This is a genomic window from Arthrobacter sp. SLBN-53 (assembly GCF_006715585.1).
In the GTDB taxonomy this organism is placed as follows: Bacteria; Actinomycetota; Actinomycetes; order Mycobacteriales; family Mycobacteriaceae; genus Mycobacterium; species Mycobacterium neoaurum_A.
In genome coordinates, this window is the sequence record NZ_VFNN01000001.1 from 2,489,348 (window position 1) to 2,509,179 (window position 19,832).

Consider the following 19,832-nt stretch of genomic DNA (forward strand, 5'->3'; position numbering starts at 1 on the left):
CCGCGCGCTACCTCGACCCGGTCGCGGCTTGGTGGCCCATGGCGGCGTCGTCGAGTCGGGCGAGCTTGTCCCGGGTCATGGTGACGATGTCGTCGCGGGCGTCCAGGGCGAGCGCTTTGGGTCGGGTGTGCAGGTCGGGAAACTGCTTGACGCGGCCGATGAATTTTCCGTCATCGGTGCGCGTGGTGTAGTACTTACAGTCGTCGAGTCTTGGGATGCGGGACATGTTGCGCGATCTCCTATTTCGACTCAGGGGGTTGTGGGCACTTCGGGTGGTGCCCTTGTGTCGGGGGGTGCCATCCGCAGCCGGCGCAGCGGCCGAATGATTTAATCTGCGCCTCGGAGAACAGCACGCGGATCTTCGGATCCGTCATGTGGATCCATTGGTCCGATCAGGCCGGGTCCAGCGGTACCAGCCGAGTGCGTACACCGATCCGTATGCGAATGCGCTGGCGATGAATCCCCACTGCCGGGTGGCGATCGCGTAGGCGATCCAGAGGACCTGTGCGGCCAAGCCCACGACGTAGCCGGCCCACAGCTTGCGGGTCGTCAGGTATATGCCGAGCACTCCGACCACCGTGAGGCCCCAGCTCCACCAGGCGGTCACCGCCAAACCCGATTCTTCTCGATGGCGGCTACTGCGAGAGCTTCGAAGCGGGGCTGAAACCGCATCGCCGCGTCGACCATCTGAGAGAAGGCGAACGTCAATCTGGCAAAGGGGTTGGCCGGGCGGCGGCGGCACTCCTGCCCGTCAGGCCCGATGTCGTAGACCGTGATCGTCGGGTTGACGTTCAGTTCGGCGCGGGCCTCGGCCACGAGTTCGGAAAGCGGGCGCCGGTGAGCGGGTCGACGTCGTCGACGCGCGACCCTCAAGCCGGTCACGACACAACCCCCATCCACTCCAGGTACTCATCAGAGAGGAGGGATTCCTTGGCCCAGTTCGCGCGTGACGTCAAAGACACCTGACATACGCCGGTCCAGCGTGCCCACGAGATCGACCGGACGACCCACTCAACCTCTGCTGTGGACGCCACCGCGAGCATGGCCTGTTCGCGGTGCGGCTTGAGGTGGATCGCGATTGGATGGTCAGGGGGAACGGTGAACTGGGCGTAGCCGTCTCGTTGCTGCCAGTCCTCGACGTAGAAGGCTCCCTCGTAGCTGGGATGGGGCAGCACTCGGACGATGGTTCGCCGCGGTCCGTCCTTGGTCAGCGCGGAGGTGATCGCCGCGGCGCCCGTCGCTGTCGCCGCGGTCATGACGCGGCCCGGCCGAATCGTTGTTGTGCGGCTTGTCGGGTGGTGCCGAGCCGAGTGGCGATTTCAGCCCATGAGTAGCCGGCGTTGCGGAGGCCGTCCACCGACTTGGCGATCGCGGCGTCGACCTCGCCGGCGAGGGCCAGGAGCTCGGGCAGCGCTTCGACGTCGCCGTCACCGACGCGGCGTGCGTAGGCCCGCACGATCCGGCGGGTGAACGCGGCGAACTCCGATGTCTCGGTCACCCGACCTGCACGTTTAGGTGTCAAGGCGTCCTTGACGGTGTTTTCATCCATCAGATGGTCCCGAATAGTCCGAACTCGGGCAGGCATGGCGGGCCGTCAGCGCGGCCCCAGAGATGCAGGGCGTTCTGGTGGATGTTGACGTGTTGCGCGGCCGGCGCGAAGACCTGGTAGGCGTAGCCATCGCCGAACGCGGCACGGTGCAGACGGCCGAGCTCGTCGTAGGTGGGCATCGTTCGATGGTGAGTTCTTTGGCCACTTGGGATCTCCTGTATCTCTCGGCCGGATCTGTCTTTAGGAAAGTTCGACGCCGAGGTCGGCGGCGATGCGTCGGACGGTGCGTTCGGGGATGCTGAGTGCGTCGGCGACTTCGGCGACGGTGCGGCCTTCCATCTCGGCGATGGCTGCGTCGTGGTCGCCTGCGGCCCATGCAGGGGGCGGTGTGCCGGCGGGCACGGTGATGGATGCGGGGGCGGCTGGCTGGCCGACCGTTTCGAGTGCGGGTGCGGCGGGTGTCGGGTGCGGGACTGGTGGGGTCGGATCGTTGGGTAGCGCCGGGATTGATGAACGCGCCGGGGCCGGTGGCTTCCCAGGCTGGGTAGACCTGCCCCAGGTGTGCGGTTTGTCTTTCGGCGCGGCCGGCAGTGCGCCTTTCCAACTGGTCGGCCAGGTGAGGGCGGGTCGGCGGCGGTGCTGGTTGGCGATGGCGATCGCGGTCAGCTTGGCGATGGATCCGACAGTGCCGGCGTCTCGCAGGGTTTGGGCCTGGAGGCGGATCCGGGCGGGCGGTGTCTCGCTGAGTCCGCGCAGCAGGGTGTCGGCGTCGAGGCGGTCGGCGAAGGTGTAGAGCACCATGGCCATGCCGTGCACGATCGGGGCCTCGTAGGCGGTGCGCTGGTGGCCCCAGGCGGATCGGAGCATGGTGAGGGTGGAGCGCAGCAGGTCGATCCCGCCGGCGGACGCGGCGATCTTCTCCAGGGTGGAGATGCAGCACAGGGTGCCGTCTTTGGATGCGCGTTCGCCGACGTCGAAGCCGAGCTCGGTGGCGGCCTGCTCGATCGAGAGCACGAGCGGGTCACCGGAGGTGCGGCGGGCGCGCCAGTGGTCCCAGGGCGAGGTCTGTTTGCGTTGGCGGTTGAGCTTGTCGAACAGGGCTGCTTCTTCGGCCAGAGTGAGGCCGGTGTGGACGTTGGCGACCAGCGTGGGCGGTTGGGCGAGGCACTTGGCGGCGGCCCATCGGTGCTGTCCGTCGAGGACGGCGTAGCGCGGGGTGTGGTCCTCGCCGCGGTCGGAGATTTCGAGGATGCCGGCCAGGCGGCGGTCCCAGGTGCCGGCCATCTTTCGGGCGCGGGCGATATCGCAGATCCGTTGATATGTGGGGTCGGCGAAGATCTCGGTGACGCTCACCGCGGTGACGTAGACATCCACCGTGTTGGGGGCGGCCATCAGAGCAGCAGCCTGGTTACGGGAAAAACCTGATCCGCCTGCTCTTTGGTGCCGAGCCACGGCTTGTCGACCAGTTTGAATCGGTCACGATGCTCGTCATCGAACTTGGCCCACAGATGGTCGATCGGCAGGTCTAGGCGTAGTACTTCATCCTCGTCCAAGGTGTGCGTTAGCCATCGGTTGATCTCGCCGATGAACTCGGTCGCGGGAACGTGCCCGTGTGCCCAGAAGACGTCGCCTGACTCGTCCTCAACGATCGCGAAAGTGATGGCGGTGCCATCGGCATTCTGGTCGTGGGTGACGAATGCATCCGCGGCGGCGGTCGCGGCCGTCGAGCTGTCCGGGGTGGGGCTGTCCCCACTCAGCTCACCCTGGACGGCGACAACCTCGCTGGTGTGAACCAGCTCGCCGTACGGGCCGATCTTCCCGTACAGAACCTCGTCGTCCATCGGCAGCGGATCGCTGCGCATACCTGCCCGGATCGCATACTTCAGCGCGGCCGGGTTACCTTCGGCGAACATCCACGACACCCCATTGACACGGTCCCAGTAGTCCTCGATGCGGCACTCCCGCTCGCCCCTGCCGTCACAAAGGTCGATGACGACCGTTTTCCCGGCGATGGGGGAAGGCTCAGGATGAATGGCCATATCACTTGCCACCGAACAGATTTCCGCCGAACAAGCTTGCGATGTCACCGAATCCGGCCGCATCGCCACCGTTGTTGTCGATGTAGACGTCGACACCCTGGACTACGAGGAGTTCGCCGGCGCGTTCGCCGCGTCCGTCGCGCCGGCGTGCGTTGACGTAGCCGACGGCGACGAGGTCGGGCATGCCGGTAGTGAGGTGGTTCTCGTGCTCGGTGAAGACGAGTGCGCGGTTGAGGGTGCTGGTTGTCATTCAGGTGCTCCGTGGATGTTGGTGTCCCAGATCGGACGTTGGTCGGGGTGACGGGACGCCCAGGCGGGTTGCTGGCCGCCGCGGATGACGGTGCGGCCCTGGGCGGGCTTGTAGGCGAGCTCGGTGGTGATCGGTGCGGGGGTGATGACGCGTTCGATGCCGTAGGGCGGTGTGACGCGCCACATCCTGGTGACCGGCTGGTCGGCGGGTGTCTCGGTCGACTTGGCCAGTCCCCACGCGATGGAGGCCAGGGAGGCGGCTGCCAGGGCGCCGGCGGCCCAGGTGAACTGGCAGGCGGCGAGCGCGGCCATCGTGACACCGAGGGCGATCGCGGTCAGGACGGCGAAGATGCGGGCGGTCATGCGACGACTCGCAAGGCGGGGCGGCGGCGGTGCCAGGCTGGCCGTTCGCGGTGGGGCCGGCGGCGGATATGGGTCGGGACCTCGGGGACGTAGGGCTCGGCGATCGTGAACGGTTCGCGGCTGGCCGGGCACACGTCGAGGTCGACCGAGTCGAAGTGCAGGGCGATGTAGCCATACGTGGCGCGTTCGACGTCTTTCCAGCAGACCGGGCAGCGGTACGCGCACTGCGTTTCCGGTTGCGCCTCGGCCCTTTTCGGCCGGGGTCTGGTTATGGTGGGTGTGCTCACTGCGACCTCTCCTGGTGGTTGGTTGTGGTGGGTGAGGCCGCCGCCCCGGGACAGGGGGTGGCGGCCTACTAACTTCTGGGACCGTTGAGCAGATTGATCAGTCCGACGTTGCGCAGATCTGCCGCTGCGGCTTCGCGCATGGCGCCGCCGGCCCAGCGGACCAGCCGGCCATCAGCGAAGGCTTCGGCGATGAAGTTGCCGAATCGTTCGTTGGCTGTGGGGTGCCCGGCGGCGGGCGCCGTGGTGGCGAGTCCGTCGCTCACCGCCGCCGGGCAGTCTCCTGCCACATCCTCATGGGCAGGAGCGGGGTCACATTCTGGGCAGCTACCCCGCATGGGGGGCACGACCGATACGCGATTGTGCAGCAAGCAGATTCGCAACTCGTAAGAGCCGTGGTGGAGGATGTCCGCCTCGCCGATGCTGGCCGGAACGGAGTACGGGCCGAGGTAGTCGCTGCGGGACATCCCGGTCGCGATCGCGGCGGCGAGCTCGGTGTTGATCGACGCCGGCGCCAGACGCTCCAGGGCACGGTGACCGGCCCGAGCCGCCAGCAGCACGGCGCGGCGCGATATCGCGGCGGCAACGACCGATAGCCGGCCGGGAATCACGAGGATCCCCCGGCCGGCTGTTCGAGCCACCAGGCGTCAGTCGCCCAGTCATCGAGATCGAGAGGGCGGTCGTCGAGGTCGAGCGCCTCGTCGGCGGCCTCGATGACCGCAGCGTCACGCATACCGAGTAGGTGCCGCTGGGCGAAGCTGGAGGCAGCGTCCGCGGCCGTCAGGAGGGCGATGACGCCCGATCCCCCGGGGTCTGGGATGAAACCCTTCACCGGGCATCACCTGGCCAGCGAGACACCAGCAGGAGGGCGCCGGTCATGCTGACGCCGCCATGATCTCCGCGACGGGCACGCCCAGGTACTCAGCGACCTTGTTGAGCTCGTCAACCCGCCACACAACCTTGCCGGCCATTCGGCGGTGGATTGCAGGCTGCGACAGGCTCAGAACCTCTGCAAGGTCGCCCTGACTCGACTTCCGTCGGGCAAGCTCGGCACGGATGACTTCCGCAACGCCGCCCGCACTGTCGTAGCGCGTGGAGTTTTTTCTCACAGAGACATTTCTAGTCGCGCAGAGTGCCCCGGCCAAGTTTTTCGCTCATGCCCGCGTGTCGCGTAGGGAAAATTCTGCCCGTGCTGCTTGCAGCTATTCGCTCACCGGTTAAAGTATTCGGCTATGAGCACTGTCATCGAGTTGACGCCAGACGGCTCGGCCTTTCACCTACAGGTGGCCGGCCGGCTTCGCATCGGGCTTTCGGCACGTGGAATCAAGAAGGGCGACGTCGCCAAGTTCATCGGCATGACGCCGAGCTCGTTTTCGAAGCGACTCCACGGCCATCTGGTGATGGATCTGTGTGAGATCGAGCAGATCGCCAGCGCCACCGGGATGGTGCGCGACTGGCTGCTTACAGGTTCAGGACCGATGCTCGATCCTGAGTGGGTGCGCCCGAAGGGATTCGAACCCCTAACCTTCTGATCCGTAGTCAGATGCTCTATCCGTTGAGCTACGGGCGCCTGGTCGTGCTATTCAATTCGGTACTGCTGGTCAAACTCGGCGGAGGCGAGAGGATTTGAACCTCCGGTCCGCTTTAAGGCGGACAACTCATTAGCAGTGAGTCCCATTCGGCCGCTCTGGCACGCCTCCTGAACGATCTGAGGGTACCGGACCCCCGGAACCGCCGAGCGCAAAGATTACACAGGCCGAGGCTCGGAAGGCAAAGCGCGGGTAAACGCACCCCTAGAATGGCCGGGTGACCGCCCGTCTGCGACCCGAGTTGGCCGACCTCCCTGCCTACACGCCCGGTCGCACGGTGCCCGGCGCCATCAAGATCGCCAGCAACGAAACCGTCGATGGTCCGCTGCCCGGCGTGCTGGATGCCATCAGCGCCGCGGCGGCCGGCATCAACCGCTACCCCGACAACGGTTACCTCGATCTGCGCGATCGGTTGGCCAAGCACCTGGACGACGGGGCGTTCGCCCCGGAGAACATCTCGGTGGGCGCCGGGTCGGTGAGCCTGTGCCAGCAGCTCGTCCAGATCACCTCGACCGTCGGCGACGAGGTGGTGTTCGGGTGGCGCAGTTTCGAGATCTACCCGCTGCAGATCCGCACCGCGGGCGCCACGCCGGTACCGGTGCCGTTGAAGGACCAGACCCACGATCTGGACGCCATGCTGGCCGCCGTCACGGACCGCACCCGGTTGATCTTCGTGTGCAATCCGAACAACCCGACCTCGACCGTCGTCGAACCCGCCGCGCTGGAGGCCTTCGTGGCCGCCGTCCGGTCGGACATCCTGGTCGTCATCGACGAGGCCTACGTCGAGTACATCCGCGACGGCCTGCTGCCCGACAGCCTCGGCCTGGTCAGGCGTTACCCGAATGTGGTTGTGCTGCGAACCTTCTCGAAGGCCTACGGGCTGGCGGGCCTACGCATCGGCTATGCCGTCGCCGACCCGGATATCGTCACCGCACTGGGCAAGGTGTACGTGCCGTTCACCGCGACGACCATCTCCCAGGCCGCGGCCATCGCCTCGCTGGATGCCGCAGACGAGCTGTTGGCCCGCACCGACGCGGTGGTGGCCGAACGTGCGCGGGTGAGTGCGGCGCTGCGGGAGATGGGCTACGAGCTACCACCCTCGCAGGCCAACTTCGTCTGGCTGGTGATCCCGGGACGCACCGATGATTTCACCAACGCCGCCGCCGCCAACCGGCTCCTGGTCCGGCCCTACGGTCAGGACGGGGTTCGGGTGACGGTCGCCGCACCGCATGAGAACGACGCGTTCCTCGCCTTCGCACAACAGTGGATCCGCGGTGAGCAGCCGTGATGCGGGCGACCACGCAGGCGACGAGGCGGGCGACGATGGTGGCGGGCAGCGCACTGATCGCGCTGGGGTTGCTGGCCGGTTGCGGACGCACCACCGAGGGCACCGTCGCGATGACCACCGAACCCGGTCCGCCGCTGACCACCACGACCAGCGCCCGTCCCCCGGTGATCCCCGGGCTGCCGCAGATCCCCGGCCTGCCCGATATCACCATCCCGGGATTCCCCACCCGGGGCTCGAACGTCCCGGATGTCCCGGCGCCACCCGATGCGCTGACGATGACGTGCGCGGACTACAACCAGCTCGACGAGGCCGCCCAGAAGGCGGTCGTCAACGCGATCCTCAAGGGCGAGCAGTCGATCCTCGGGCCGGACAACGTCGAGATCGCCACCTCACTCGCCGACGCGGTGTGCCAGTTCCTGACCGGCAGCACCGTGCGTGAGGTGCTGCTGGGTGGGCCCGTCCCCTAGTCATCCGCGCGCCGGATTAGCCTGCACTCATGGCTTACGAATCCGTGACCGTGGACATCGCCGATCACGTCGCCCGAGTGACGCTCATCGGCCCCGGTAAGGGCAACGCGATGGGGCCCGCCTTCTGGGCCGAGATGCCGGAGGTGTTCGCCGCCCTCGACGCCGACCCAGCGGTCCGGGCCATCGTGCTCACCGGGTCCGGTAAGAACTTCAGCTACGGACTGGACCTGGCCGCGATGGGCGCCACCCTGCCCGGCCTGGACGCCGGCGCCAAGGCCCGGGCCGACTTCCACAAGACGATCCTCACGATGCAGCAGGCCATCAGCGCGGTCGCCGACTGCCGCACCCCCACCATCGCCTCGGTGCACGGCTGGTGCATCGGCGGCGGGGTCGATCTGATCAGTGCCGTCGACATCCGTTACGCCAGCGCCGATGCCAAGTTCTCGGTCCGTGAGGTCAAGCTTGCGATCGTCGCCGATGTGGGCTCGCTGGCCCGCCTTCCGCTGATCGTGTCCGACGGGCATCTGCGCGAACTCGCGTTGACCGGCAAGGACATCGATGCCGCGCGCGCCGAGAAGATCGGTCTGGTCAACGATGTGTACGCCGACGCCGATGCGTCGCTGGCCGCCGCGCACGCCACCGCCGCCGAGATCGCCGCCAACCCACCACTGACCGTGCATGGCGTCAAGGACGTCCTGGACCAACAGCGCATCGCCCGGGTCTCGGAGAGCCTGCGCTATGTGGCGGCGTGGAATTCGGCGTTCCTGCCATCCAAGGATCTCGGCGAGGCGGTCACCGCGATGTTCAGCAAGCGCGCCCCTGCGTTCACCGGGGAGTAGCCGAGCCCTTCACCTGGTCCAGCAGCTGCATGGACAAGAACGTCATCGGGCCCTTGTCCTCGAACTTGTGCGAGACGTTGCCCGCGATGCCACCCTGCACCGCGAGCTCACCGATCAGGTCGAGCTTGAGCTGCGGGCTGCCTGCACCGAAGTCGAGATCAGCCAGATCCACCCAGACGATATTGGGCCGGGTGGTCGACTCGTAGACGTAGCGCCTCCTGGTCAGATCCAGCACCACCTGCCAGATCGTCTGCGACGCATCGGGTTTGCCAGGATCCGGGATCCGGAAGGGCTGGGCGGCATTGCGGATCACCGACAGCATGGCCGCGATCGACTCGACCTGTCCGGCGGGTCGCGGAAGGCGGCTCGCGTAGTAACTGGCCCTGGCGAAGCGGGCGGCGGCCTCGGTGGAGCCGGGCAGCGGCTCGCTCCCGCCCAGTCCGGTGAACGCCTTGACCAGTTCGAGCTGCTGGTCGAAGGTCGGCGAGTTCGTCATCACGCGGTACGCGCGGTCGTGATAGACCTTCGCCTTGCCGTCGATGTACTCGATGATCGCCGAATCGCCGGTGGCGTCGTCGAGCGCCAGATGAATGGCCGGCGGTACCCCACCCGTGGGGTCGTCCATCTGCACGACCTGCACATCGGTCTCGGCGATCCAGGCCACCGCATCGGCGACCGTGGCGAAGTTGTCCAGGAAGTACTGCAACCAGATCGCCTGGCTGAGCTGCGTGCGTCCGGAATCGGGTTGTCCGTAGGTGGATTCCGCCAGCCACAGCACGTGACCGGCCAGACCGGCCTCGTTGAGACCGTCGACGGAGATGATGTCGAAGGCGGTGGCGATGACGCTGCCGTACTTCGAGGTCCAGGTGAGCTTGCCGGTGACGCCGTCGTCACGGGTGACGCCGCGCGGCTGCTTCCACAGGTTGGTCATCAGGTCCTTGTGGAAGTCCATGTTCCGTCCCACCAGGACGGCTCCGCCGGCGTCCGGCCAGATCACTCGGGTGCACATGCGCGACAGCCTAGCCAGCAGCGGGCCGCGACAGTTCAGCCTTGGGTGAGCGCGCCGCGCTCCGGGCGGCCCGGTGTCACAACGACCACCGCGCCGGACATGAGGAGCAGTCACCTCGAGTACACGGGCAGGCGCGCGGAGTCCGGGAGCCGGGCCGCCGAGGTGCAGCGCCGATCACGGCACCGACGGCTCCGATCAGCAAGGTTGCCGCCATCAACCACAGCAATCCGCTGGCTATAGCTGACTGCATCGTCAACGCTCCCGAAAAGTGACTGAACTGGCCATCTGATGATCAACCCGGCGCGTCGGACATTGCCGAGCACATATCAAGATCATTCCCGAAGACCATGACATGCGTGCTGCGCCCGCGTCAATATGGCCCGGCACACAGGAGACGCCTGCGGCAGGAGGGAGCAGGCGCTTTTCGATCCTCACGTCAAGAGACAACCACCTCTTGGACGAACCACTCAAAATGGCGTCATGGCCACAACGCCCTACCTCAAAGCCTGCATCAATGGTGCCCGCACCCCCGACGAGCATGCCGGGCTCCCGGTATCGCCGAAGCAGCTGGCCGCCGCCGCCGTCGCCGCGCAGCGTGCCGGTGCCATGGCTGTGCACCTTCATCCCAAGACTGCCGACGGCATGGATTCGCTGGAACCGGCGACTGTCGCCGCCGCTGTGAGCGCCGTGCGCCAGGCGGCACCGGGCCTGCCGCTGGGCGTGACGACCGGGTTCTGGGCGCTACCGGATGCGGATCGGCGGTTGCGCACCGTGGAGGCGTGGACGGTATTGCCCGATTTCGCCTCGGTCAACTGGGATGAACCCGGCGCCGAAGAACTGGCGCTGTTACTGCTGAGCCGGGGTATCGGGGTGGAAGCCGGGATCTTCCACGCCGCAGCAGCGGAGTCTTGGGCGGATTCTCCCCTGGCTGCCCGCTGCATACGGGTCATGGTCGAGCTGGGGCCCGACGGCGATATCGAGACCGCCGATGATTTGTTGGCTCGTGTGAGCCGGGCCGGGTCGCCCGCGCCGGTGCTGCTGCACGGCCTCGACGACAGCTGCTGGCCACTGCTCGCGCACGCCGGCGCGCGGGGAGTACAAACCCGCATCGGGCTGGAGGACACCGTGCTACTGCCCGACGGGTCGACAGCACCGGGCAACGCCGAACTCGTCGCGGCAGCGTATGAGCTTCTCAGTCGTTAGTCGGTTCCTGGCGAGAACTTGTCGAAAACAGCAGCAGTAGTAAAGATTTCGACCAGCTAGCGAAGGTCTACCGTTCGAACGCACGCGCCGCGGCGGCCCTTGCCACGATACTTCCCGCTCATTCACGCCGCGCATCTGACGATGAATGGTGTGGCATCGATCCGGTCTCACGTCGACATCGATTGCGCCAACGGTGATGTGACAGCATCCCGCCGGGGAGATCCTGGGACATCGCGATTCGACATCTACATGCCGCAGTCGAAAGGCCAGCAGGCCACTGTTGCTCTCGAATCTGGATTCATCCTGGGGAGGGAGCTTCACATGAGGGTTATCGGACGGCTACGCCAAACGGCCTCGATCGCAATGTCCGTGGCGTTCGGCATGTGCCTGATATCGCCGATATCGGCGCACGCGGAACCTGCTGGAGCGACGGTTCTCACGTTGGCACCGGCATTTTTCCCGTTGCCGAGCAACTGGCTGCGCGGCGAACTCTTCGCCGCTCCCAACACCACAGTCAAAGTGCCGTACAACAACTTTCCCGCAGCTGCCAACGTGCACAAGGGTGCCGACCTTCTCGACGACCTGCTGCACTCGACCGCCGGTCCCAAGATCGTCCTGGGCCACAGCGAGGGAGCGCAAGTCCAGGACGATTGGCTACGCCGTTACGGTCCGACAAGCGATATCGACCCCGCTACAGTGCAATTCATCCTCACCGGCGATCCAGAGCACAGGTTCAACGGATGTACGCGCGTCCCCGCGCCCACGCCAACCAACCCAAACAAAATGGTATGCGAATTCATCTACGACAGCGATGACGCCCCCGGTGGCTTCACTGGTCCAGGCTTTCCCGACGACACCCGATACAACGTGACCGTCATCTCCCGCCAATACGACTACTGGTCAGACTGCCCCAACCCGCTCGTCAACGGCTCCCCGGCTGACAAAAACCGGGACGCTGCCAACTCCGTCGGCGGAAAGGGAGAGCTCAAAGCCGTACACCTGGACTACAGCATGATCGGGCTCAACGACCCGAACAATCAGGTGTACGTCGATCGAAACGTCAAGTACGTCCTGGGCTCACCAGCCACCTACTACCTGCCGATGGTGACTCAGAAATGGATTTCGCAAGCGCAGAAGCAAGCTCAAGACCTGGAGCTGCGCCCACAAGTCGAACTGAACTACGGTCGCCGCATGGGATCACCGACGCCGCCGAGCTCATAGCCGGAGGGCACTCGTCGCCGCTAGTGGTCTCGTCGACGTTCGGGAAAGACGAACGAACCCAGGCTTCGCCGGGCTCGGACATCGACCTTGTGGCGGTGGCGGAGGGATTTGAACCCCCGGACGGTGTTAGCCGTCTCTCGCTTTCAAGGCGAGTGCATTAGGCCGCTCTGCCACGCCACCGCTCGACAGCTTAAGCGGTCTACACCCGTCCGAGCTTCGCGGCCCGCCCATCGGCCTGTAGACCGGCGCTGATCCGCCGGCAGTTCTCGCCCATCGCGGTGATCTGTGAGCGCGACAACCGGTTCAGGTAGTGGCTGCGCACCTCGGAGCCGTAGGTCTGCATGGCATCGGCCAACAGGGCGCGGCCCTCGTCGGTGATGGTCGCCAGCACACCGCGCCGGTCATCCGGGCTGGCGACCCGATTGACCAGGTTCAGCTTCTCCAACCGGTGGATCTGCCTGGTGACTCGACTCGGCAGTGACATCAGTCCTTCGGCGAGATCCCCCATCCGCGCCGAACCACTGTCGGAACTGTCCAGAATGTCGAGCAATCGCACGTCGTTGAGCGTCAGTCCATGACTGTCGGACAACGAGCGGTTCAATGTTGCGTACAGCCGCAGCGCCGAGTCCAGAAAGTTTTGCCACGATTTCTGCTCGGCGATATCCAGGCCCGGCATCGAGCTCGCCGTACGCCCCCCCATCAACGCTTCCATCGCCCGATCCTACGTTCGCGCGGCAGCGTAGCCTAGCTCCAATGAAGGCCATCATTGCTGTTTCAACCGAACGTATGACATGGCAAGAAGTTCCTGATGTCGCAGCTCAAGCGGGTGAAGTGGTGATCCGCGTGGCCGCGGCCGGTGTCAACCGGGCCGACCTGCTGCAAGCCGCGGGCAACTACCCGCCGCCGCCGGGCGCCAGCAACATCCTCGGCCTCGAGGTCTCCGGCACGATCACCGAGATCGGCGACGCGGTACGCGGGTGGACCATCGGTCAGCCGGTATGCGCTTTGCTGGCGGGCGGCGGGTACGCCGAGTACGTCGCGGTGCCCGCCGCACAGTTGCTGCCGGTGCCCGACGGCATCGGGTTGCACGAGGCGGCCGCGCTGCCCGAGGTCGCCTGCACGGTGTGGTCCAACCTGATGATGACCGCACGGCTCACGCCGGGTGCCCTGCTGCTGGTGCACGGTGGTGGCAGCGGGATCGGCACTCACGCCATCCAGGTTGCGCGCGAACTCGGGGTGCGGGTGGCCGTGACCGCCGGATCGGCCGAGAAGTTGGCGCTGTGCACCGAGTTGGGCGCCGAGATGGCCATCAACTACCGCGACGAAGACTTCGTCGAGCGAGTGTCCGCAGCCGGCGGTGCCGATGTCATCTTCGACATCATGGGTGCGAAATACCTGGACCGGAACATCGACGCCCTGGCACCCGGCGGACGGTTGGTCATCATCGGCATGCAGGGCGGCATCAAGGCCGAATTGAACATCGCCAAACTGCTCGGGAAACGCGCCGGTGTACTCGCCACCGCGCTGCGCTCCCGTCCCGTGGACGGCCCGGACGGAAAGGGTGCGATCGTCGCGCAGGTCACCGAGAACGTCTGGCCGATGATCGCCGCCGGCCGGGTCCGCCCGCTGATCGGTGCGGAGCTACCCGTCCAGGACGCCGCCGAGGCGCATGCGTTGCTGTCCTCCGGCGATGTCGCCGGGAAGGTGCTGCTGAAGGTGTCCGACGACAGTTAGCCCAGCGAGGCCAGCACCCGGACCAGCTGGTCGACCTCGGCCGCGGTGCTGTAGTGCGACAGCCCGACGCTGATCGCACCGCCGATATCGTTGACGCCGAAAGCCTCCAGCACCCGCGAGTGCTTACTCCTGCTCACCAGCACGCCGTTGTCGGCCAGCCGCTGCATCACCCGCTCGGCGGGCACCCCGTCGACCGCCAGGCTGAGCACCGGGATCCGCTCGACCGGGTTTCCGAGCACCATCACCAGCGGCAACGACCGCAGCGAGGACAGCAGGTAACCGAACAGCCGGTCCAGGTACGCGGCCGAGGATTCCATCGACACCGCGAGGCGCTCCCGGCGCGAGCCGGTGGCGCCCTCGTCCAGGTTCGCCAGGTACTCGATGCTCGCCACCACTCCGCCGAGCAGCCCGAACTGATGGATTCCGGTCTCCAACCGGGCCGGGCCGGTGGCATCCGGATCAAGCGAGACCGAGCTGAACTGATCGATGACGGCCGGGTCGCGGAAGACCAGCGCACCGATCGGCGGACCACCCCAGGCGACGGCGTTGAGCGCCACCACGTCGGCGTCGATGTCATCGATATCGATGAGCCGGTAGGGCGCGGCGGCCGAATGATCGACGATCACCAGTCCGCTGTTCTCGTGGACGAGCTTGGTGACCGGAGTCAGATCGGTGACGGTTCCCAGCGTCGCCGACGCCGAGGTGAGCGCGACCAGTTTGGTCGGCGCGGTGATCAGGCTCTCCCACTGATAGGTGGGCAGCTCACCGCTCTCGATGTCGACCTCGGCCCACTTGACCTTGGCGCCGTACCGGTTGGCCGCACGCAACCAGGGCGCGATATTGGCCTCGTCGTCGAGCCGGGAAAGAACGATCTCATAGCCCAGTCCGACCTTCACCGATGCGGCGTCGGCCAGGGTGGTCAGCAGGACGGCCCGGTCGGCACCGAGCACCACACCGTCCGGATCGGCACCGACGAAATCGGCGATGGCCTGCCGGGCGGCGGCCAGGACCGTCGCGCTGCGGCGAGCCGACGGGTGCGGTCCGGTGGTGATGGGCTTGGAACCTCGGAACGCCGTCGACACGGTGGTGGCCACCGAATCCGGTAGCAGCATCCCGTTCTGGGCGTCCAGATGTACCCAGCCGTCGCCCAACGACGGGTGCAACCCCCGCACCCGGGCAACGTCATAGACCATGTCAGCCACCTTAGAACGTCCGTGAATCGCACAGACGGACACACATCGGGTTACGGGGCCTGCCGCGTTGCAGGGACCCGGCCCGGATCACTTCGGCAGCCATACTAATGCAGGCCCGGCGCGGCCCGTGGTGCCAATCGCCCCCGTTGTTGCTGGTATGCGCGGGAGCAACGCCGGCATGGCCGGGCCGATTCGCCAGGACCGGAAAGGACTAGTGTCGAACACCATGACGATCCACTCCGACGATGACGACAACGTCGAGATCCTCACCGGCGACGATGCCCCGTCGGGCGCGGACGAGGACAAGGCCTTGACCGATCTGATCGAGCAACCGGCCAAGGTCATGCGCATCGGCACAATGGTCAAGCAGCTACTCGAAGAGGTGCGGGCGGCTCCGCTTGACGAGGCCAGCCGCAGCAAGCTCGCCCGAATCCACAGCAGCAGCATCCGCGAGCTCGAGGAGGGCCTGGCCCCGGAGCTTCGTGAAGAACTCGAGCGCCTGACACTGCCGTTCAGCGACGACTCGGTGCCCTCGGACGCCGAGCTGCGCATCGCCCAGGCTCAGTTGGTCGGCTGGCTGGAGGGACTGTTCCACGGGATCCAGACCGCACTGTTCGCCCAGCAGATGGCCGCCCGCGCGCAGCTGGAGCAGATGCGTCAGCTGCCGCCGGGAATGGCGCCACAGGGCCAACGCGGGCCGACCCACCCGGGCACCGGGCAGTACCTGTAGCCGCCCGTGTCCGACAGTCCTTTCATCTCCACTCAGAACGCGTGGGTGGAGTTCCCGATCTTCGATGCCAAATCGCGGTCCCTGAAAAAGGCCTTCCTCGGCAAGGCCGGCGGCACCATCGGCCGCAATGACGCCAATGTCGTGGTCATCGAGGCGCTGCGCGATATCACCATGTCGCTGCAGATGGGTGACCGCGTCGGCCTCGTCGGGCACAACGGTGCCGGAAAGTCCACGCTGCTGCGGTTGCTGTCGGGCATCTACGAACCCACCCGCGGGTCGGCGACGGTGCGCGGCAGGGTGGCCCCGGTATTCGATCTCGGTGTCGGCATGGACCCGGAGATCTCCGGGTTCGAGAACATCATCATCCGCGGCCTGTTCCTCGGTCAGACCCGCAAGCAGATGCTGGCCAAGGTCGACGAGATCGCCGACTTCACCGAGCTCGGCGACTACTTGTCCATGCCGCTGCGCACCTACTCCACCGGTATGCGGGTACGGCTGGCGATGGGTGTGGTCACCAGCATCGACCCGGAGATCCTGCTGCTCGACGAGGGTATCGGCGCGGTCGACGCGGAGTTCATGAAGAAGGCCCGCACCCGGTTGCAGAGCCTGGTCGCGCGGTCGGGAATCCTGGTGTTCGCCAGCCACTCCAACGAGTTCCTCGCCCAGCTGTGCAAGACGGCGATGTGGGTCGACCACGGCACCATTCGGATGACCGGCGGGATCGAGGAGGTCGTCGGCGCGTACGAGGGCCCGGATGCGGCCCGGCACGTGCGTGAGGTCCTCGAGGAGAACGAACGACATGGCTGACGCCGCGACTCAGCAGCGTGTCATCGCGGTCATCGTCACCCACCGCCGTGTCGAGGCCCTGACCGTATCGCTGGCCGCGGTGTCCGGACAGCGCCGCAGGCCCGACCATCTGATCGTCGTCGACAACGACGACGACGCTGCGGTCGCCGAGCTGGTGGCCGCCCAACCGGTACCGACGACCTATCTCGGGTCCCGCCGGAACCTGGGTGGTGCAGGTGGTTTCGCGCTCGGCATGCTGCACGCGCTGGCGCTCGGCGCCGACTGGGTCTGGCTGGCCGATGACGACGGCCGACCTGCCGACGACTCCGTGCTGGCGACGCTGCTCGCCTGCGCCGACAAGCATGCGCTGGCCGCGGTGTCACCGATGGTGTGTGATCTCGACGATCCCTCTCGGCTGGCGTTCCCGCTGCGCCGGGGCGTGGCATGGCGCAGGCATGTGGCGGAACTGAAGGTCGACGCCTCTGACGACCTGCTGCCGGGCATCGCCTCGTTGTTCAACGGCGCCCTGTTCGCCGCAACCACACTGGAATCGGTCGGGGTGCCCGATCTGCGACTGTTCATCCGCGGCGACGAGACCGATGTGCACCGCCGACTGGTGTTGTCCGGTCTGCCGTTCGGCACCTGTTTGGACGCGTCGTATCTGCATCCGGACGGCGCCGACGAATTCAAGCCGATCCTGGGCGGTCGCATGCACACGCAGTATCCCGATGACGCCGTCAAGCGGTTCTTCACCTACCGCAACCGCGGTTATCTGCAGGCGCAGCGCGGGTTACGCCGACTGATACCCCAGGAGTGGGTGCGTTTCGGGTGGTTCTTCCTGGTGACCCGGCGCGATCCGGCGGGTCTGCGGGAGTGGCTGCGGCTGCGCAAACTGGGCAGGCACGAGAAGTTTTCGAGATATCAGGCCGAGGCGGAGAGGCGGGGCGCATGACGATCGTCGACGCGGCGGCCCAGTCCAAGACGATGGCGCGCGCCTGGGGTGATCTGCGGGGCGGGTTCGGCAAGCGCGAACTGTGGCTGCATCTCGGGTGGCAGGACATCAAGCAGCGCTATCGGCGTTCGGTGCTCGGCCCGTTCTGGATCACCATCGCCACCGGGACCATGGCGCTGGCCCTCGGCGGCCTGTACTCCAAGCTGTTCAATCTCGAACTGTCCGAGCACCTGCCGTATGTCACTCTCGGCCTGATCATCTGGAACCTGATCAATGCGGCGATCATCGAGGGCGCCGACGTGTTCGTCGCCAACGAGGGTCTGATCAAACAGCTTCCGACGCCACTGAGCGTGCACGTCTACCGGTTGGTGTGGCGCCAGGTGCTGTTGTTCGCGCACAACATCATCATCTTCGTGATCATCGCGATCATCTTCCCGCAACCGTGGAAGTGGACCGACCTGACGTTCATTCCCGCGCTGTTCCTGATCGTGCTGAACTGCGTATGGGTGGCAATCGTTTTCGGCATCCTGGCCACCCGGTACCGCGATATCAGCCCGTTGCTCTTCAGCCTCGCGCAGCTGCTGTTCTACATGACCCCGATCATCTGGAACGACGAGACGCTGCGCAGGCAGGGTGCCGGCGGCTGGGCGAAGATCATCGAGTTCAATCCGTTGCTGCACTACGTGGACATCGTCCGCGCACCGCTGCTCGGCGCCGATCAGGAGCTGCGGCATTGGATCGTCGTGCTGGTGTGCACGGCGGTGGGTTGGCTCTGTGCGGCGTTCGCGATGCGGCAGTACCGTGCGCGCGTCCCATACTGGGTGTAGCCCCGTCAGCTGACTGATCCGTCGGCGTCATCCGGCGGTCACCCCGACGCCACCGTGCTGTCGGCTGTGCGGCGTTGAATGGCCTCCCATGACCGACACCGTCATCCCCGAGAACACCGAATCCACCGCAGATACCTTCATCGACGCCGAGATCGTGCCGGTGGCCGAATCCGACACCGGTCGTCACGCCGGCGATGTCCTCGAACGGCAACTCGACGCGGGCCAGGATCTGAGCACCCACCTGATCCAGGCCACCACCGACGCCGCCGTTGCGGTGGTCGAGTCGCCCGCCAAGGTGATAGCGGCGATCCGCAGCGGCGCCACGCTGCCCGCCGCGCTCGGTGAGACCAACGAGGCCGTCCAGGAGGCGGTCCTGATGGCGGGCAGCCGAATCCGCACCGCTGTCGGTGCCTATGTCAACCAGCAGGCACCGTTGCCGAACGCCGTGATCGTCGGTGCCGCGGAGGTGGCCGCAGCGACGGTGCGCGGGCAGGGCGAACTGGTGTCCTCGGCGGTGGACGGCGTGTTCGAGGTGGCCGTCACCGTCGGCCGGCGCGGTGACGTGCGCGACGTGATCGACCGGGAGTGGAGCGAGTTCAACGCCACCGCCGTGTCGGTCCGCGAAGCCGTCGAGGCCCGCATCGCGGTGGCCCGCCGGTCGATCCGGGACGCCGTTTCCTGAACAATCGGTGCCTGTGAGCACCACACTGGCAGGACCTGACGGCACCGAACTCGTCGCCGAGGTGACGGGGTCGGGGCCGCCGGTCGTCTTCGTCCACGGATCCAACGGTGATCTGAATTCGTGGGCCGATATCGCCGGCCGCCTCAGCGGCTATCAGCTGATCCGCTACGCCCGGCGTAACCATCCACCCAGCGGGGTCGGTCCGGCGCCGAACAGTTTCGGCGCGGAGGCCGGCGATCTGCAGGCGGTGCTCGAGTCCGTCGGCCGGGCTCACGTCGTCGGGGCGTCCTACGGGGCGACCGTGGCGTTGCATGCGGCGCTGGCCGACAGCAGCCGCATCGCCTCGCTGGCATTGTTCGAGCCGCCGGTGCTGCTGACGGGTCCGCATCTGACGGCCGTGATCGACAGCTATCAGCGACTTTTCACCACGGTGCGGTACGCCGATGCCCTGGAACTGTTTCTGCGCGAGGCGGCGCAGATCCCCGCCGACGTACTGGCCGACGGGCCGCCCATTCCGGATGACCCCGTCGCGGCGATGAGCGCGCTTGCCGATCTGGAGGCGATGGCCGGTGACGACGCACGGGTGGATCGCTGGGCGGCGATCGATGTTCCGGTGTTGCTGATGCAGGGCGGTCGGAGCTGGGCTCCGCTGCCCGACGGGATGGAGGCGTTGGCCGCGGCGCTACCTGCCGCTCAGCGCGTGGTGTGGGCCGAGCACTCGCATTTCGCCACGATGTCCGCGCCAGACCTGATGGCCGCGGCGGTGCAGGAGTTCTTGGACGGGCTGACGTAGGAGACGCGCCTTCGGCCGGCCGACGTGTCATCCTG

General features: G+C 66.5%; 30 protein-coding genes and 3 tRNA genes. 13 read left to right on the plus strand and 20 right to left on the minus strand.

Going from position 1 to position 19,832, the window contains the following annotated elements; genetic code table 11:
- Window positions 1-7: 7 nt before the first annotated feature.
- From FBY28_RS11960 to FBY28_RS12025, 14 genes are all read right to left on the minus strand, one after another.
- Window positions 8-226 carry a hypothetical protein gene (locus FBY28_RS11960; protein ID WP_141866996.1) on the minus strand — a complete coding sequence of 73 codons (219 nt, stop codon included), beginning with the start codon at window positions 224-226 and terminating at the stop codon, window positions 8-10.
- 144 nt (window positions 227-370) lie between these two features.
- Window positions 371-607 carry a hypothetical protein gene (locus FBY28_RS11965; RefSeq protein WP_141870181.1) on the minus strand — a complete coding sequence of 79 codons (237 nt, stop codon included), beginning with the start codon at window positions 605-607 and terminating at the stop codon, window positions 371-373.
- Window positions 604-816 carry a hypothetical protein gene (locus FBY28_RS11970; protein WP_141866997.1) on the minus strand — a complete coding sequence of 71 codons (213 nt, stop codon included), beginning with the start codon at window positions 814-816 and terminating at the stop codon, window positions 604-606. The genes FBY28_RS11965 and FBY28_RS11970 overlap by 4 nt, the downstream gene beginning before the upstream one ends.
- A 62-nt stretch (window positions 817-878) precedes the next feature.
- Window positions 879-1,256, minus strand: a complete 378-nt coding sequence (locus FBY28_RS11975) for a hypothetical protein (protein WP_141866999.1) — start codon at window positions 1,254-1,256, stop codon at window positions 879-881.
- On the minus strand, window positions 1,253-1,498 hold the full coding sequence (locus FBY28_RS11980; protein ID WP_216847638.1) for an AsnC family protein: 246 nt from the start codon (window positions 1,496-1,498) through the stop codon (window positions 1,253-1,255). The genes FBY28_RS11975 and FBY28_RS11980 overlap by 4 nt, the downstream gene beginning before the upstream one ends.
- 50 nt (window positions 1,499-1,548) lie before the next feature.
- Window positions 1,549-1,728 (minus strand): DUF7694 domain-containing protein, encoded by a 180-nt coding sequence (locus FBY28_RS11985; RefSeq protein ID WP_141867003.1) that lies wholly within the window; start codon window positions 1,726-1,728, stop codon window positions 1,549-1,551.
- Between the two features lie 61 nt (window positions 1,729-1,789).
- Complete coding sequence (locus FBY28_RS11990) at window positions 1,790-2,941, minus strand: DUF6551 family protein (RefSeq protein WP_141867005.1); 1,152 nt, start codon at window positions 2,939-2,941, stop codon at window positions 1,790-1,792.
- A complete protein-coding gene (locus FBY28_RS11995) occupies window positions 2,941-3,651 on the minus strand; it encodes a hypothetical protein (RefSeq protein WP_141867007.1) in 711 nt (236 codons plus the stop codon). The genes FBY28_RS11990 and FBY28_RS11995 overlap by 1 nt, the downstream gene beginning before the upstream one ends.
- On the minus strand, window positions 3,590-3,838 hold the full coding sequence (locus tag FBY28_RS12000; RefSeq protein WP_141867008.1) for a hypothetical protein: 249 nt from the start codon (window positions 3,836-3,838) through the stop codon (window positions 3,590-3,592). Before FBY28_RS12000 ends, FBY28_RS11995 begins: the two co-directional genes overlap by 62 nt.
- Window positions 3,835-4,200, minus strand: coding sequence for a hypothetical protein (locus tag FBY28_RS12005; RefSeq protein WP_141867010.1), 366 nt, complete (start codon window positions 4,198-4,200; stop codon window positions 3,835-3,837). Before FBY28_RS12005 ends, FBY28_RS12000 begins: the two co-directional genes overlap by 4 nt.
- Window positions 4,197-4,487, minus strand: coding sequence for a hypothetical protein (locus FBY28_RS12010; protein ID WP_141867012.1), 291 nt, complete (start codon window positions 4,485-4,487; stop codon window positions 4,197-4,199). Before FBY28_RS12010 ends, FBY28_RS12005 begins: the two co-directional genes overlap by 4 nt.
- Before the next feature lie 68 nt (window positions 4,488-4,555).
- Window positions 4,556-5,095, minus strand: a complete 540-nt coding sequence (locus FBY28_RS12015; protein ID WP_141867014.1) for a hypothetical protein — start codon at window positions 5,093-5,095, stop codon at window positions 4,556-4,558.
- Window positions 5,092-5,316: a hypothetical protein gene (locus tag FBY28_RS12020; RefSeq protein WP_141867016.1), complete on the minus strand. Its 225-nt coding sequence runs from the start codon at window positions 5,314-5,316 to the stop codon at window positions 5,092-5,094. The genes FBY28_RS12015 and FBY28_RS12020 overlap by 4 nt, the downstream gene beginning before the upstream one ends.
- A gap of 43 nt (window positions 5,317-5,359) precedes the next feature.
- Entirely contained in the window at window positions 5,360-5,593 is a 234-nt protein-coding gene (locus FBY28_RS12025; RefSeq protein ID WP_141867018.1) for a helix-turn-helix domain-containing protein, read from the minus strand.
- Window positions 5,594-5,716: 123 nt separating this feature from the next.
- Between FBY28_RS12025 and FBY28_RS25760 the strand changes: the two genes are divergently transcribed.
- Window positions 5,717-6,016, plus strand: a complete 300-nt coding sequence (locus FBY28_RS25760) for a helix-turn-helix domain-containing protein (RefSeq protein ID WP_160145478.1) — start codon at window positions 5,717-5,719, stop codon at window positions 6,014-6,016.
- Here the strand turns inward: FBY28_RS25760 and FBY28_RS12030 are convergent.
- Window positions 5,982-6,054: transfer RNA gene (locus tag FBY28_RS12030), tRNA-Arg, on the minus strand. The genes FBY28_RS25760 and FBY28_RS12030 overlap by 35 nt on opposite strands.
- Before the next feature lie 41 nt (window positions 6,055-6,095).
- Window positions 6,096-6,184: transfer RNA gene (locus FBY28_RS12035), tRNA-Ser, on the minus strand.
- A 106-nt stretch (window positions 6,185-6,290) separates the two neighbouring features.
- Between FBY28_RS12035 and FBY28_RS12040 the strand changes: the two genes are divergently transcribed.
- From FBY28_RS12040 to FBY28_RS12050, 3 genes are read left to right on the plus strand one after another with little or no spacing between them, the layout of a single operon-like run.
- The gene (locus FBY28_RS12040; RefSeq protein ID WP_141867020.1) at window positions 6,291-7,361 is read left to right on the plus strand and encodes a pyridoxal phosphate-dependent aminotransferase; all 1,071 of its coding nucleotides are present in this window, start codon (window positions 6,291-6,293) and stop codon (window positions 7,359-7,361) included.
- Window positions 7,361-7,828 (plus strand): DUF3558 domain-containing protein, encoded by a 468-nt coding sequence (locus FBY28_RS12045; protein ID WP_141867022.1) that lies wholly within the window; start codon window positions 7,361-7,363, stop codon window positions 7,826-7,828. Before FBY28_RS12040 ends, FBY28_RS12045 begins: the two co-directional genes overlap by 1 nt.
- Before the next feature lie 29 nt (window positions 7,829-7,857).
- Window positions 7,858-8,667 carry a crotonase/enoyl-CoA hydratase family protein gene (locus FBY28_RS12050; protein ID WP_141867024.1) on the plus strand — a complete coding sequence of 270 codons (810 nt, stop codon included), beginning with the start codon at window positions 7,858-7,860 and terminating at the stop codon, window positions 8,665-8,667.
- On the opposite strand, the gene FBY28_RS12055 is transcribed toward FBY28_RS12050, so the two are convergent.
- Window positions 8,654-9,676: a bile salt hydrolase gene (locus FBY28_RS12055; RefSeq protein WP_141867026.1), complete on the minus strand. Its 1,023-nt coding sequence runs from the start codon at window positions 9,674-9,676 to the stop codon at window positions 8,654-8,656. The two genes, FBY28_RS12050 and FBY28_RS12055, sit on opposite strands and share 14 nt — an antisense overlap.
- Before the next feature lie 480 nt (window positions 9,677-10,156).
- Here FBY28_RS12055 and FBY28_RS12060 point away from each other — a divergent pair, with 480 nt between their 5' ends.
- Together FBY28_RS12060 and FBY28_RS12065 are read left to right on the plus strand one after the other, a co-directional pair.
- Window positions 10,157-10,879: a 3-keto-5-aminohexanoate cleavage protein gene (locus tag FBY28_RS12060; RefSeq protein WP_141867028.1), complete on the plus strand. Its 723-nt coding sequence runs from the start codon at window positions 10,157-10,159 to the stop codon at window positions 10,877-10,879.
- A gap of 150 nt (window positions 10,880-11,029) precedes the next feature.
- Window positions 11,030-12,100: a PE-PPE domain-containing protein gene (locus FBY28_RS12065; RefSeq protein ID WP_216847639.1), complete on the plus strand. Its 1,071-nt coding sequence runs from the start codon at window positions 11,030-11,032 to the stop codon at window positions 12,098-12,100.
- A gap of 90 nt (window positions 12,101-12,190) precedes the next feature.
- Here FBY28_RS12065 and FBY28_RS12070 read toward each other — a convergent pair.
- Together FBY28_RS12070 and FBY28_RS12075 are read right to left on the minus strand one after the other, a co-directional pair.
- A tRNA-Ser gene (locus tag FBY28_RS12070) sits at window positions 12,191-12,280 on the minus strand.
- Between the two features lie 19 nt (window positions 12,281-12,299).
- A complete protein-coding gene (locus FBY28_RS12075; RefSeq protein ID WP_141867030.1) occupies window positions 12,300-12,812 on the minus strand; it encodes a MarR family winged helix-turn-helix transcriptional regulator in 513 nt (170 codons plus the stop codon).
- A gap of 41 nt (window positions 12,813-12,853) precedes the next feature.
- On the opposite strand from FBY28_RS12075, the gene FBY28_RS12080 reads away from it, so the two are divergent.
- Window positions 12,854-13,834 (plus strand): NAD(P)H-quinone oxidoreductase, encoded by a 981-nt coding sequence (locus tag FBY28_RS12080; RefSeq protein WP_141867032.1) that lies wholly within the window; start codon window positions 12,854-12,856, stop codon window positions 13,832-13,834.
- Here FBY28_RS12080 and FBY28_RS12085 read toward each other — a convergent pair.
- Window positions 13,831-15,027 carry a cysteine desulfurase-like protein gene (locus FBY28_RS12085; protein WP_019510906.1) on the minus strand — a complete coding sequence of 399 codons (1,197 nt, stop codon included), beginning with the start codon at window positions 15,025-15,027 and terminating at the stop codon, window positions 13,831-13,833. The two genes, FBY28_RS12080 and FBY28_RS12085, sit on opposite strands and share 4 nt — an antisense overlap.
- A 226-nt stretch (window positions 15,028-15,253) precedes the next feature.
- Here FBY28_RS12085 and FBY28_RS12090 point away from each other — a divergent pair, with 226 nt between their 5' ends.
- The 6 genes from FBY28_RS12090 (at window position 15,254) to FBY28_RS12115 (ending at window position 19,797) form a co-directional block, all read left to right on the plus strand.
- Complete coding sequence (locus FBY28_RS12090) at window positions 15,254-15,757, plus strand: bacterial proteasome activator family protein (protein WP_141867034.1); 504 nt, start codon at window positions 15,254-15,256, stop codon at window positions 15,755-15,757.
- A gap of 6 nt (window positions 15,758-15,763) precedes the next feature.
- On the plus strand, window positions 15,764-16,564 hold the full coding sequence (wzt, locus tag FBY28_RS12095) for a galactan export ABC transporter ATP-binding subunit Wzt/RfbE (RefSeq protein WP_141867036.1): 801 nt from the start codon (window positions 15,764-15,766) through the stop codon (window positions 16,562-16,564).
- Window positions 16,557-17,495: a galactofuranosyltransferase GlfT1 gene (gene glfT1, locus FBY28_RS12100; RefSeq protein ID WP_141867038.1), complete on the plus strand. Its 939-nt coding sequence runs from the start codon at window positions 16,557-16,559 to the stop codon at window positions 17,493-17,495. Before wzt ends, glfT1 begins: the two co-directional genes overlap by 8 nt.
- A complete protein-coding gene (gene wzm, locus FBY28_RS12105) occupies window positions 17,492-18,322 on the plus strand; it encodes a galactan export ABC transporter permease subunit Wzm/RfbD (protein WP_019510910.1) in 831 nt (276 codons plus the stop codon). The genes glfT1 and wzm overlap by 4 nt, the downstream gene beginning before the upstream one ends.
- 88 nt (window positions 18,323-18,410) lie before the next feature.
- A complete protein-coding gene (locus tag FBY28_RS12110; protein WP_141867040.1) occupies window positions 18,411-19,004 on the plus strand; it encodes a hypothetical protein in 594 nt (197 codons plus the stop codon).
- 13 nt (window positions 19,005-19,017) lie between these two features.
- Window positions 19,018-19,797, plus strand: a complete 780-nt coding sequence (locus FBY28_RS12115; RefSeq protein ID WP_141867042.1) for an alpha/beta fold hydrolase — start codon at window positions 19,018-19,020, stop codon at window positions 19,795-19,797.
- Window positions 19,798-19,832 lie beyond the last annotated feature (35 nt).